This window comes from Duganella sp. GW822-FHT06D06, assembly GCF_058799615.1.
In genome coordinates this window covers 585,578-597,111 of the sequence record NZ_JBXALQ010000001.1, presented here as the reverse complement: position 1 = coordinate 597,111, position 11,534 = coordinate 585,578, and the positions used below count along the sequence as shown (strand labels likewise).

Sequence of the window (11,534 nt, the reverse complement as noted above, 5' to 3'; positions counted from 1 at the left end):
CAAACCGGATGCGCTCAAACCAGCGGATTAGTGATAATCTCCTCCGCTTCGGCCCGGTACGCCGGGCCACTTTATCGACAAGGCTGTTCAAGATGATCAAGACAAAAATCGCACTGGCTGTATTGATGACGACGCTCGCCGTCGCACCAGCCGGCGCCACCACGCAACACAAGACCACCCATTCCTCGGCCAAGAGCAGCGGCAAGAGCGGCAGCCACGCGGCCCACGCGAAAAGCGGCAAGTCCGGCAAGGGCGCCAAAGCCGGCACCAAAGCCAACAGCAAGAGCACCGGCAAGCACGGCAAGACGAAAGCCGTCGCCGCCGCCGCAGTAGTGGCCGCCGTCGCCGCACCGTCGCTGAAGCCGTCCGGCACGCCGGAACGCCGCCAGGACCGTTCCTTCGACGGCCAGAGCAGCCAGTTCCTCAACGCGCTGTGGCGCATCGATTCGGAAAGCGCGATCTACGCCGGCAAGTACGATACCGCCGCCACGCTGTCCATTCCCGACAGCGCAGGGCAAGCCAAGGAACTGGCCTTCATCGACGAGTGGAAGAAGCGCTTCGGCGCGATCAACGCCAGCCAGTTGTCGGCCAAGCAGCGCACCGACCTGGCGCTGCTGATCAACAAGCTCGACAGCGACCGCTTCCGCCTGACCACCTTGAAGGAATACGAGTGGAACCCGGCCAGCTACAACGTGGCCGGCCCGATCGACCTGATCCTCAACACCGAATACGCGGCCCAGCCGCAGCGCCTGCGCACGCTGCTCAAGCGCATCGACGGCATCCCGGCCTACTACGAGGCGGCGCGCGCCAACATCGTCAACCCGACGCGCGAACACACGCGCCTGGCGATCGCGCAGGCGCCCGGCGTGCAGACCTTGCTGACCGAGGTGGACAAGGCGGCGCAGGCGTCGATCCTGACGCCGGTGGAGAAGCAGCTGTTCACCCAGCGCGTCAATGCGGCGCTGACCGCGGTCGACGGCTACGTCGCCTTCCTGACCGAGATGGACAAGCAGATGGACAGCAACGGCCGCCGCACCTTCCGCCTGGGTAGGGAACTGTACGAGCAGAAGTTCGCCTTCGACATCCAGTCCGGCAGCAGCGCCGAACAGACCTACCAGAAGGCGCTGGCCGCGCGCGAAGAGCTGCTGGCCAATATGGAGCGCATCTCCGACGAGCTGTGGGACAAGACCATGGGCGCCACCGCCAAGCCGGCCGACCGCTTTGCCAAGATCGGCAAGGTGATCGACAAGCTGTCCGAGCGCCACGTCAAGCGCGAGGATTTCTTCGCCGAGATCCGCCGCCAGGTGCCGGTGTTGCAGGACTGGGTGATCAGCCACAACCTGCTGACGCTGGATCCGAAGAAGCAGCTGGAAGTGCGGGCGACGCCTGCCTACCAGGCCGGCGTGGCGGGCGCCAGCATCGATGCGCCGGGCCCGTATCGTCCGCAGGACCGCACCTACTACAACGTCACGCCGCTCGACGGCGCGACGCCGGAAGCGGCCGAGAGCAGCCTGCGCGAGTACAACCACTGGATCTTGCAGATCCTGAATATTCACGAGGCGATACCGGGCCACTATGCGCAGCTGGTGTATGCCAACAAGTCGCCGTCGATCGTCAAATCCATCTTCGGCAATGGCGCGATGGTGGAGGGTTGGGCGGTGTACGGCGAGCGCATGATGCTGGAGTCCGGCTACGGCGACAACGCGCCGGAAATGTGGCTGATGTATTCGAAGTGGAACCTGCGCAGCGTCACCAACACCATCCTCGATTACAGCGTGCACGTGTTGGGCATGACCGAAGAGCAGGCGATCGACCTGCTGACGCGCCAGGCCTTCCAGACGCGCAGCGAAGCCGTTGAGAAATGGCATCGGGTGCAGGTGTCGTCGGTGCAGCTGACCAGCTATTTCAGCGGCTACAGCGAGATCATGGAATTGCGCGAGCAGCGCAAGCAGCAGCTGGGCGCCAGGTTTAACCTGAAGGAATTCCACGAGCAATTCCTGAGCTACGGCAGCGCGCCGGTGCGGGTGATCAAGGGCTTGATGACGCAGTAGCAGCGCATGGTTTGCGCGCACTTGAGTGCGCGCAAACGACTCAACCATTGATTCGATACGATAGTGAGCCGGCTCGCATTCTGCCCGGTTTCTGCTACGATTAAATCAGGGAGCGGTCATGAATATGCCTATCAAATTCGACACACTTTCATACGCCAGAAAACTCGAGGAAGCAGGGTTGCCTCAGCAGCAAGCCGAGGCCCAGTCGCTGGCCTTGCGCGACGCATTAGCCGAGTCCACGGTGACGCCTGGCGATCTGCTATTGCTGAAGACGGATGTTGTCGCGCGCATCGAGATGCTGCGCAGCGATGTGCACGCGCAGATCGAAAAGCTGCGCAGCGAAATACAAGCGCAGATCGAGAAACTGCGTAGTGACATGCAAGGGCAGATCGACGCGTTGAAAGCACAGATCGCCGAGTTGAAAGCGCACATGAATATCCGGTTCAACATACTTTACATGCTGACCGGACTCTCCTTGGCGCTACATGGCGTAACGCTCGGCGTGCTTTTTAAAATATTGAGCCGGCTGCCATAAGCCGATAACTCAGGCCTTCTCTTCCGGCGCCGTCGATATGCGCACGAACAACGGCGCCACCAGCAGGCCCAGTTCGAACAACAGGCACATCGGAATCGCCAGCGAGAACATGCTGACCGCATCGGGCGGCGTGACGATCGCGGCAATCACGAAGGCGCCGACGATGGCGTAAGGCCGTATCTCTTTCAGCTTGGCCACAGTCACCAAGCCCATACGCACCAAAATCACCACCACCACCGGCACCTCGAAGGTCGCGCCAAACGCCAGGCACATCGACATGACGAAATCCAGGTAGTTCTCGATATCCGGCGTCACCGCGATCGACTGCGGCGAAAACTCGGCAATGAACTGGAACACCCGCCCGAACACCAGGAAGTAGCAGAACGCCACGCCGGACATGAACAGCACCGACGACGAGATCACCAGCGGCGCGATCAGCCGCTTCTCATGCGCGTACAGGCCGGGCGCCACGAAGGCCCACAGCTGGTACAGCACCCACGGCAGCGACAGGATGATGGAAATGACCAGCGTCACCTTCATCGGCACCAGGAACGGCGAGATCACGCCGGTGGCGATCATCTTCGAGCCGACCGGCAGCGAGGCGATCATCGGCCGCGCGATGAAATCGTAGATCTGCGATGGACCGGGCCAGATCATCAGCGCGATGCAGACGATGGCAATGCCGATCGATGCCTTGACCAGACGGTCGCGCAATTCGATCAGGTGAGAGATAAAGGTCTCTTCGCCCTTTTCAGGTGTAGTCATTTAATAGAACGAAGAAGAGGAATTGCTGCCGGGACGGAAGCGCGCCACGCGCGCGGCGCCGGAGGTCACGTGCGTCTTGCCGCCGTGACGCTGCTTGTACCAGCCGGGGATGGCCGAATTGCGCACCAGCTTCTTGCGGCGAAACTCGCGCGCCTTGCGCGCCAGGTCGTCGGTGGTGGCGTTGCTGATGGTCGGCGAGTGGATGGTCGGCGTGTCGTGCCAGGCGTTTTCCACCTCGGCCACGTGCTGCGACATCGAATTCTCGACGTCCGCCTTCACGCTTTCCGCCGCCGACTGCACTTCCTTCTGGAGGTTTTTCAACTCTTCCAGTTCGATTTCGCGCGAGACTTCGGTTTTGACTTCGTTCAGGTAGCGCTGGGCGCGGCCGTACAAGGTCCCAGCCATGCGCGCTACCTTGGGCAGCTTTTCAGGACCGATGACGACCAGCGCAACCACGCCGATCACAGCAAGTTTGGTAAGACCGAGATCGATCATAGGGGTGTTTCAGCGAGAAGGGAGCATTGCTCCCCCAGCTTACTTCTTCTCTTTAGCGTCGACGTCGATGGTGCCGGGAGCCGCTGGCGCGGCCGGCTTGTCTTCGTCGCCCTTGACGCCGTCCTTGAAGCCTTTGACGGCCTTGCCGATGTCCGAACCCATATTGCCCAGTTTTTTGGTGCCGAACACCAGCATCACAATCACCAGGACGATCAACCAATGCCAAATACTGAATGTACCCATCATATTCCCCTTGCAAGGCGCACGCGCCCAATTTATCCGTTGATTCGAGAACTGCTGCAACAGTATAAGCGAACCGCCGCCTGTCATGTAGATGTCATGCGGCTATCGATATAACGCCATTGTGACTAGCGTTGTCCGCGCCAAGGGTGCGGGCCGCCGATCACGTGCAGATGTAAATGGTACACCTCCTGCCCGCCGTTGGGACCGCTATTAATCAGCGTCTTGTAACCGCCGGTTGGCGAGCCGTCCGCATCATAGCGGACCCCGCAGCCGGCTTCCTCTGCCAGACGGGGGGCCAGCGCCAGCATCTTGCCCAGCAGCGGTGCCTCGTTGGCGCTGCAATCCGACAAGGTCGAGAAATGTTTCTTCGGGATCAGCAGCAAATGCACCGGCGCGGCCGGGTTGATGTCTTTGAAGGCCAGCAGGTCTTCATCTTCGTAGACGATGGCTGAGGGGATTTTCTTTTCGGCTATTTTGCAAAACAGGCAGTTTTCCACAACGACTCCGTAAATGGGGGGATTATTCCTTGCGCGCGGCTTTTTCCTCGATGCCGGAGACGCCTTCGCGGCGCGCCAGCTCGTCGAGCACCTGCTGCGGCTTCAGATCGAACTGGGCCAGCAGCACCAGCGTATGGAACCACAAGTCGGCCACCTCGTACAGTACCTTGCCGCTGTCGCCGCCGGCGCGCGCATCCTTGGCGGCCATCACGGTTTCGGTGGCTTCCTCGCCGATCTTCTTCAGGATGGCGTCGTCGCCCTTGGCGAACAGCTTGGAGGTGTAGGACGTGGCGGGATCGCCTCCATTGGCCAGTTTGCGCGACTCGATGATGTCGGCCAGGCGGTCCAGGATAGTGCTCATGTCGATTTCTTCGCTTTGGTTTTCGCCACGCTGGCGGGAGTGTAGATGTCCGACGGGTCTTTCAGCACCGGCTCGGTGTTCTGCCAGTCGCCTTCCAGCGCGTCGCCTTCGAACTTCTGGAAGAAGCAGGAATGGCGGCCGGTATGGCAGGCGATGCCGCCGGCCTGCTCGATCTTCAGCAGCACCACGTCTTCGTCGCAGTCGAGGCGGATTTCCAGCACCTTCTGCACGTGGCCGGACTCCTCGCCCTTGTGCCACAGCTTCTTGCGCGAGCGGCTCCAGTAGACCGCCTCGCCCAGCTCGACCGTCTTGGCCAGCGCGTCGCGGTTCATCCAGGCGAACATCAGCACAGCGTTGCTGCCCGCTTCCTGGGCGATGACCGGCACCAGGCCGTGCTCGTCCCACTGGATTTTCTTCAGCCATTTAGCCTTGGCCAAGGCGCTTGCGGTAGTCGACATCTTGCTTTCCCAACTGTTATAGAACTACGCCAGGCGCATCGGAATGCCCTGCTGCGCCATGAAGCGCTTGGCTTCCTGCACGGTGTGCTGGCCGTAGTGGAAGATACTGGCCGCCAGCACCGCGTCGGCCTTGCCCAGCTTGATGCCGTCGGCCAGGTCCTGCAAGCCGCCGACACCGCCCGAGGCGATCACCGGGATGCCGACCGCGTCGGACACGCCGCGCGTCAGGCCCAGGTCGAAGCCGGACTTGGTGCCGTCGCGGTCCATGCTGGTCAGCAGGATCTCGCCGGCGCCCAGCTGCTCCATTTTCCTGGCCCATTCGATGGCGTCGATGCCGGTGGCCTTGCGGCCGCCGTGGGTGAACACTTCCCACTTGCCGGGCGCGATCTGCTTGGCGTCGATCGCCACCACGATGCACTGCGAGCCGTGCTTTTGCGAGGCGTCGAACACCAGCTGCGGATTCGACACCGCCGACGAGTTCATGCTGACCTTGTCGGCGCCGGCGTTGAGCAGGCGACGCACATCGGCCACTTCGCGCACGCCGCCGCCCACCGTCAGCGGGATGAACACCTGCGAAGCGACGGCTTCGATGATGTCCAGGATCAGGCCGCGGTTGTCGCTGGTGGCGGTGATGTCGAGGAAGGTCAGTTCGTCGGCGCCCTGCTCGTCGTAGCGACGGGCGATTTCCACCGGGTCGCCGGCGTCGCGCAGCTCGGTGAAATTGACGCCTTTGACGACGCGGCCATTGGTCACGTCCAGGCAGGGGATGATGCGTTTAGCGAGCATGGTATGTCACTTTAGTTTTCTTCCGAGTCGACTTCCAGGTCGCCGCTCAGTTCATCCGCGCGCAACTGGGCCGAGGCCAGGTCGATGGTGCCTTCGTAAATCGAACGGCCGCAGATCACGCCCTCGATGCCTTCGTCCTGGACGGCGCACAGCGCTTCGACGTCGGCCAGGTTGTGCAGCCCGCCCGAAGCGATGACCGGGATCTTGACCGCCTGCGCCAGCTTGACGGTGGCTTCGATGTTCACGCCGCCCATCATGCCGTCGCGGCCGATGTCGGTGTAGATGATCGACTCGACGCCGTAGGCTTCGAACTTCTTGGCCAGGTCGATCACTTCGTGGCCGGACATCTTGCTCCAGCCGTCGGTGGCGACCTTGCCGTCCTTGGCGTCCAGGCCGACGATGATGTGGCCCGGGAAGGCGCCGCAGGCGTCGTGCAGGAAGCCCGGCTCTTTCACCGCGGCGGTGCCGATGATGACGTAGCTGATGCCGGCGTCCAGGTAGCGCTCGATGGTGTCGAGGTCGCGGATGCCGCCGCCCAGCTGCACGGGGATTTCGTCCAGGTCGTTTTCTTCGGCGTATTCCTGCACCACTTTCAGGATGGCCTTGACCGCGGCTTCGTTCTTCGGCTTGCCGGCGAAGGCGCCGTTCAGGTCGACCAGATGCAGGCGGCGCGCGCCTTGCTTGAGCCAATGCAGGGCCATGTCGGCCGGATCTTCGGAAAATACGGTGGCGAGTTCCATATCGCCTTGTTTCAAGCGAACGCAGTGACCGTCTTTGAGGTCGATGGCAGGAATGAGCAGCATGATGGTTTCAGTAGATTTAAGGGGTAAATGAAATCAAGGGTTCCAGTGAACGAAATTTTTGTACAACTGCAATCCGGCCGCGGCGCTTTTCTCCGGGTGGAACTGGGTCGCAAAAATATTATCACGGGCGACGGCGCAACTGAACGCCGCACCGTAGACAGTTTGTCCAACGGTGTGCTCGGGCCGCTCTGGCTGGGCGAAATAGCTATGCACGAAATAGAAGTAACTGTTGTCGGCAATGTCTTGCCACATCGGGTGAGACGCGTTTTGGTGGACTTGGTTCCAACCCATCTGCGGCACCTTGAAGCGCGAACCGTCTTCCTGCAATTGACCGTCCAGCTGGAAGCGTACCACTTTACCCGGCAACAGGCCGAGGCCGGCGGCATCGCCTTCCTCGCTGACGTCGAACAGCATCTGCTCGCCGATGCACACGCCCATCAGCGGCTTGGTTTTGGCGGCCACCAGCAGCGCTTCCTGCACGCCGGATTCGCGCAGGCTGCGCATGCAGTCCGGCATGGCGCCCTGGCCGGGCAGCACGATGCGGTCGGCCGATTCGATGTCGGCCACTTCGCCGGAAATGAGCACATTGGCTTCGGGCGCGACGGCGCGCAGGGCCTGCGCGACCGAGCGCAGATTACCCATGCCGTAATCAACTACTACGATTTTTTTCATGATGTTTTACAGACTGCCCTTGGTCGACGGGATGGTGCCGGCGGCGCGCGGGTCCAGCTCGGACGCCATGCGCAGCGCGCGGCCGAAGGCCTTGAACACGGTTTCGCATTGGTGGTGGGCGTTGGTGCCGCGCAGGTTATCGATGTGCAGCGTGACCAGGGCGTGGTTGACGAAGCCGCGGAAGAATTCCAAGGTCAGGTCGACGTCGAAGCTGCCGATCATCGCGCGCGTGAACGGAATGTGGTACTCGATGCCTGGACGGCCGGAGAAATCCAGCACCACGCGCGACAGCGCCTCGTCCAGCGGCACATACGAGTGGCCGTAGCGGACGATGCCCTTGCGGTCGCCGATGGCCTTGGCCACCGCCATGCCCAGCGTGATGCCGACGTCTTCCACCGTGTGGTGGTTGTCGATATGGATGTCGCCGGTCGCTTCCACGTCCAGGTCGAACAGGCCATGTCGGGCGATCTGGTCCAGCATGTGGTCGAGGAAGGGCACGCCGGTGTTCAGCTTTTGCTGGCCGGTGCCGTCAAGGTTGATGGAAACGCGGACTTGCGTCTCGTTGGTGTTGCGGATGATTTCTGCGGTGCGGTTCATGAAGGGCTCGCGATGGGTCTCAGGATGCCAGCGATGCGGCAAAGGCATCGAGGAAGGTGGAATTCTCTTCCGGGGTACTGACCGTGATACGCAAACAATTGGCCAGCACATCATGCATTTTACCTACATTTTTGACTAATACCTTGCGGGACAGCAGTTTCGCGTAGGCATCGTCGGAATTTGGCACCCGTATCAAGATAAAATTCGCCGCCGAGGGAAATACCTCGACGCCGGGCATAGCGGCCAATGCAGCCGTCAGATCGGCGCGTGCGGCGCGTAAAGCGGTGGCCTGCTGGTTCAGCACCTCCACGTGGTCGAGCGCGAATTCGGCCGCTGCCTGCGTCAACACGTTGATGTTGTAAGGAGGCCGCACTTTGTCGAACTCCGCCAGCAATTGCGGCACCGCCGACATATAGCCCAGGCGGATGCCGGCCAGGCCCAGCTTCGACACCGTGCGCATCACCACCAGATTGTTAAACTCCGGCAGGCGGTGCATGAAGGTCTGCTGCGCGAACGGTTCGTAGGCTTCGTCGACCACGGCCAGGCCCGAGCCGTTCTCGTCGAGCGCCTGGATGATGGCGACGATATCGTCCGCCGCGAACAGGTTGCCGGTCGGGTTGTTGGGGTAGGACAGGAACACCAGCGCCGGCTTGTGCTGCCTGATCGCGGCCAGCATGGCCGGCAGATCCAGCGTCAGGTCGGCCTTGAGCGGCACGCCGACGTAATCCATGCCGGCGAATTGCGCCGAGCGCTGGTACATGACGAAGGACGGCGTCGGCGCCAGCACCACGGCGCGGCGCTCCTGCAGCGCGCAGCCCATGCACAGGATCGAGATCAGTTCGTCGGAGCCGTTGCCCAGCATGACGTCGTAGCCGGCCGGCACGCCCAGTTTGGCGCACACGCTTTGCTTGATGGAGGCGTAGGACGCCACCGGGTAGCGGTTCAGCGTCACGTCCACCAGGCGGCGGGCCAGCTCCTCGCGCAGATGATGCGGCAGGTGGTAAGGGTTCTCCATCGCATCCAGTTTGATATAACCACTCGCGTCGGCGACATGATAGCCATGAATGGCGCGCACGTCGGAGCGGATGGTGGTGTTGACCAGGGTGTCGATGGAAGACATCTTACTTAAGCTCCTATGAGTTAATTAAACTTCGCTTGGGTGAGGCTTTTTTCTTCTTTTCCGGCGGCGCCGGCACTTCCGGCATCGCCAGGCGTTCGGCGATGACGGCGCAGTAATCGGGATTGAGTTCGAAGCCGACGAAATTTCGGCCGCAGCGCTTGGCGGCGATCGCCGTCGTGCCGCTGCCCATGAACAGGTCCAGCACCACGCCGTCCGGCGGGCACGAAGCCTTGAGCATGCGCTCGATGATCTCCAGCGGCTTTTGCGTCGGATGGTCGGCGCGCTCGGGATGCTCCCGGTGCAGACGCGACACGCTCCACAAATCCTTGGGGTTGTAGCCCACTTCCAGCCATTTGGCGCCGATGAAGATCGAGCGCGAACGGGCTTTCTTGGTTTCGGCGTCGTAGGGAATGCGCACCGAGTCCAGGTCGAAATAGTAGTCCTTGCGGCGCACGAAGAAGCCGATGGTGTCGTGCACCGACGAGTAGCTGCGCACGCTGCCGCCCATCGACGGCACGCGGCGGTCCCAGATAATCTCGTTCATCATCGTCATGCGCTTTTTCAGCAGCACGAAGATCTCCGGCGAAAAGCGCCAGGTCAGGAAGATGTACAGGCTGCCGTTGGGCTTGAGCTTGGGCAGCGCGGCGTCGATCCATTGCTCGGTCCAGCGCAGGTACTCTTCCACCGTCTGCGAATCGGAGTCGTTGCCGTAGTCCTTGCCCAGGTTGTACGGCGGGTCGGTCAGTATCAGGTCGATGGAACCGTCCGGGATGCGCGGCAGGCCGGTCAGCGCATCCTCACAGAAGACCTGATTGATCCATGCTTCGTTCATTTGAGGCGCAGCTCCGCGCTGCGGGCGTGGGCTTGCAGGCCCTCGCCGTAGGCCAGTTCGGCCGCGACCTTGCCCAGCGTTTGCGCGCCGGCTTCGCTGACGTGGATGATCGACGAGCGTTTCTGGAAATCGTACACGCCCAGCGGCGACGAGAAGCGCGCGGTGCGCGAGGTCGGCAGCACGTGGTTGGGTCCGCAGCAGTAGTCGCCCAGCGATTCGGACGAATAACGGCCGAGGAACATGGCGCCGGCGTGGCGGATCTGGTCGGCCCACTGCTGCGGGTTCTCGGCCGAGATTTCCAGGTGCTCGGCGGCGATGCTGTTGGCGATGGCGCAGGCTTCGGCCATGTCGCGCACTTTCACCAGCGCGCCGCGGTCGGTCAGCGAGGTGCGGATCGTTTCCGCGCGCGGCATCTGGGGCAGTAATTTTTCTATGCTCGCCTCCACCCGGGCGATGTAGCCGGCGTCGGGGCACAGCAGGATCGCTTGCGCCAGTTCGTCGTGCTCGGCCTGCGAGAACAGGTCCATCGCCACCCAGTCGGGATCGGTGGTGCCGTCGCAGATGATCAGGATTTCGGAAGGGCCGGCGATCATGTCGATGCCGACGATGCCGAACACGCGGCGCTTGGCGGCGGCCACGTAGGCGTTGCCGGGGCCGACGATCTTGTCGACCGGCGCGATAGTCTCGGTGCCGTGCGCCAGCGCGGCGACAGCCTGGGCGCCGCCGATGGTGATGACGCGGGTGACGCCGGCGATCGCGGCGGCGGCCAGCACCATTGGGTTCTTCACGCCGTCCGGGGTCGGCACCACCATGATGATTTCCTGTACGCCGGCGACGTGCGCGGGAATCGCGTTCATCAGCACCGACGACGGATAGGCGGCCTTGCCGCCGGGGACGTAGATGCCCACGCGGTCCAGCGGCGTGACCTTCTGGCCCAGCACCGTGCCATCGGCCTCGGTGTAGGTGAAGCCGTTCAGTTCCTGTTTCTGGCGTTCGTGGAATACGCGGATGCGTTGCGCGGCGATGTGCAGCGCGTTGCGCTGCGCTTCGGGAATCGCGGCCAGCGCGGCCTGCAGTTCGGCTTCGGGAATATCGAAGGCGGCCATGCTGGTGGCGCCGCCGTTCGGAATGCGATCGAAGCGGTTGGTGTATTCCAGCACGGCGGCGTCGCCGCGCGCCTTGACGTCGGCCAGGATGGCGCCGACGGCGCGTTCGATCGCTTCATCGGTACTCGCTTCAAATGCCAGCAGGGCATCCAGGGACTTTTTGAAATCGGCTTGGGTGGAATCGAGCTTGGTAATTTGAATCGGCATGATGAT

At 62.3% G+C, this 11,534-nt stretch carries 15 protein-coding genes; 2 read left to right on the top strand and 13 right to left on the bottom strand.

From position 1 onward, the window contains the following. Nucleotides 1-92: 92 nt before the first annotated feature. Nucleotides 93-2,051: a DUF885 domain-containing protein gene (locus tag AC1RMD_RS02800; protein WP_492923415.1), complete on the top strand. Its 1,959-nt coding sequence runs from the start codon at nucleotides 93-95 to the stop codon at nucleotides 2,049-2,051. A 118-nt stretch (nucleotides 2,052-2,169) separates the two neighbouring features. Beyond that, complete coding sequence (locus tag AC1RMD_RS02795) at nucleotides 2,170-2,586, top strand: coiled-coil domain-containing protein (RefSeq protein WP_492923413.1); 417 nt, start codon at nucleotides 2,170-2,172, stop codon at nucleotides 2,584-2,586. Nucleotides 2,587-2,595: 9 nt separating this feature from the next. Here AC1RMD_RS02795 and tatC read toward each other — a convergent pair whose 3' ends face one another. From tatC to hisD, 13 genes are all read right to left on the bottom strand, one after another. Further along, complete coding sequence (gene tatC, locus AC1RMD_RS02790) at nucleotides 2,596-3,351, bottom strand: twin-arginine translocase subunit TatC (RefSeq protein ID WP_492923411.1); 756 nt, start codon at nucleotides 3,349-3,351, stop codon at nucleotides 2,596-2,598. After that, complete coding sequence (gene tatB, locus AC1RMD_RS02785; protein WP_492923409.1) at nucleotides 3,352-3,846, bottom strand: Sec-independent protein translocase protein TatB; 495 nt, start codon at nucleotides 3,844-3,846, stop codon at nucleotides 3,352-3,354. Nucleotides 3,847-3,885: 39 nt separating this feature from the next. After that, the gene (gene tatA / locus AC1RMD_RS02780) at nucleotides 3,886-4,089 is read right to left on the bottom strand and encodes a Sec-independent protein translocase subunit TatA (protein WP_492923407.1); all 204 of its coding nucleotides are present in this window, start codon (nucleotides 4,087-4,089) and stop codon (nucleotides 3,886-3,888) included. A 125-nt stretch (nucleotides 4,090-4,214) separates the two neighbouring features. Continuing rightward, the gene (locus AC1RMD_RS02775; RefSeq protein WP_217941600.1) at nucleotides 4,215-4,586 is read right to left on the bottom strand and encodes a histidine triad nucleotide-binding protein; all 372 of its coding nucleotides are present in this window, start codon (nucleotides 4,584-4,586) and stop codon (nucleotides 4,215-4,217) included. 22 nt (nucleotides 4,587-4,608) lie between these two features. Continuing rightward, nucleotides 4,609-4,947, bottom strand: a complete 339-nt coding sequence (locus AC1RMD_RS02770) for a phosphoribosyl-ATP diphosphatase (RefSeq protein WP_492923405.1) — start codon at nucleotides 4,945-4,947, stop codon at nucleotides 4,609-4,611. Further along, nucleotides 4,944-5,405, bottom strand: a complete 462-nt coding sequence (gene hisI / locus AC1RMD_RS02765; protein ID WP_492923403.1) for a phosphoribosyl-AMP cyclohydrolase — start codon at nucleotides 5,403-5,405, stop codon at nucleotides 4,944-4,946. The genes AC1RMD_RS02770 and hisI overlap by 4 nt, the downstream gene beginning before the upstream one ends. 24 nt (nucleotides 5,406-5,429) lie before the next feature. After that, the gene (gene hisF / locus AC1RMD_RS02760) at nucleotides 5,430-6,191 is read right to left on the bottom strand and encodes an imidazole glycerol phosphate synthase subunit HisF (protein WP_332853874.1); all 762 of its coding nucleotides are present in this window, start codon (nucleotides 6,189-6,191) and stop codon (nucleotides 5,430-5,432) included. An 11-nt stretch (nucleotides 6,192-6,202) separates the two neighbouring features. Further along, complete coding sequence (gene hisA / locus AC1RMD_RS02755; protein WP_492923401.1) at nucleotides 6,203-6,994, bottom strand: 1-(5-phosphoribosyl)-5-[(5-phosphoribosylamino)methylideneamino]imidazole-4-carboxamide isomerase; 792 nt, start codon at nucleotides 6,992-6,994, stop codon at nucleotides 6,203-6,205. 33 nt (nucleotides 6,995-7,027) lie between these two features. Beyond that, nucleotides 7,028-7,666: an imidazole glycerol phosphate synthase subunit HisH gene (hisH, locus tag AC1RMD_RS02750; RefSeq protein ID WP_217941595.1), complete on the bottom strand. Its 639-nt coding sequence runs from the start codon at nucleotides 7,664-7,666 to the stop codon at nucleotides 7,028-7,030. A gap of 6 nt (nucleotides 7,667-7,672) precedes the next feature. Further along, nucleotides 7,673-8,263, bottom strand: coding sequence for an imidazoleglycerol-phosphate dehydratase HisB (gene hisB, locus AC1RMD_RS02745; RefSeq protein ID WP_492923399.1), 591 nt, complete (start codon nucleotides 8,261-8,263; stop codon nucleotides 7,673-7,675). A 19-nt stretch (nucleotides 8,264-8,282) separates the two neighbouring features. Next, on the bottom strand, nucleotides 8,283-9,383 hold the full coding sequence (gene hisC / locus AC1RMD_RS02740) for a histidinol-phosphate transaminase (protein WP_492923397.1): 1,101 nt from the start codon (nucleotides 9,381-9,383) through the stop codon (nucleotides 8,283-8,285). Nucleotides 9,384-9,396: 13 nt separating this feature from the next. Then, nucleotides 9,397-10,215, bottom strand: a complete 819-nt coding sequence (locus tag AC1RMD_RS02735; RefSeq protein ID WP_492923396.1) for a DNA-methyltransferase — start codon at nucleotides 10,213-10,215, stop codon at nucleotides 9,397-9,399. Then, nucleotides 10,212-11,528, bottom strand: coding sequence for a histidinol dehydrogenase (gene hisD / locus AC1RMD_RS02730; protein ID WP_492923395.1), 1,317 nt, complete (start codon nucleotides 11,526-11,528; stop codon nucleotides 10,212-10,214). The genes AC1RMD_RS02735 and hisD overlap by 4 nt, the downstream gene beginning before the upstream one ends. Nucleotides 11,529-11,534: the final 6 nt, after the last annotated feature.

Coding starts and splice junctions, on each gene's coding strand:
- hisF (WP_332853874.1), bottom strand. CDS start 6,191: ATGCTCGCTAAACGCATCATCCCCTGCCTGGACGTGACCAATGGCCGC.
- tatA (WP_492923407.1), bottom strand. CDS start 4,089: ATGGGTACATTCAGTATTTGGCATTGGTTGATCGTCCTGGTGATTGTG.
- AC1RMD_RS02800 (WP_492923415.1), top strand. CDS start 93: ATGATCAAGACAAAAATCGCACTGGCTGTATTGATGACGACGCTCGCC.
- AC1RMD_RS02795 (WP_492923413.1), top strand. CDS start 2,170: ATGAATATGCCTATCAAATTCGACACACTTTCATACGCCAGAAAACTC.
- tatB (WP_492923409.1), bottom strand. CDS start 3,846: ATGATCGATCTCGGTCTTACCAAACTTGCTGTGATCGGCGTGGTTGCG.
- hisD (WP_492923395.1), bottom strand. CDS start 11,528: ATGCCGATTCAAATTACCAAGCTCGATTCCACCCAAGCCGATTTCAAA.
- hisA (WP_492923401.1), bottom strand. CDS start 6,994: ATGCTGCTCATTCCTGCCATCGACCTCAAAGACGGTCACTGCGTTCGC.
- AC1RMD_RS02770 (WP_492923405.1), bottom strand. CDS start 4,947: ATGAGCACTATCCTGGACCGCCTGGCCGACATCATCGAGTCGCGCAAA.
- tatC (WP_492923411.1), bottom strand. CDS start 3,351: ATGACTACACCTGAAAAGGGCGAAGAGACCTTTATCTCTCACCTGATC.
- hisI (WP_492923403.1), bottom strand. CDS start 5,405: ATGTCGACTACCGCAAGCGCCTTGGCCAAGGCTAAATGGCTGAAGAAA.
- hisC (WP_492923397.1), bottom strand. CDS start 9,383: ATGTCTTCCATCGACACCCTGGTCAACACCACCATCCGCTCCGACGTG.
- hisH (WP_217941595.1), bottom strand. CDS start 7,666: ATGAAAAAAATCGTAGTAGTTGATTACGGCATGGGTAATCTGCGCTCG.
- AC1RMD_RS02735 (WP_492923396.1), bottom strand. CDS start 10,215: ATGAACGAAGCATGGATCAATCAGGTCTTCTGTGAGGATGCGCTGACC.
- hisB (WP_492923399.1), bottom strand. CDS start 8,263: ATGAACCGCACCGCAGAAATCATCCGCAACACCAACGAGACGCAAGTC.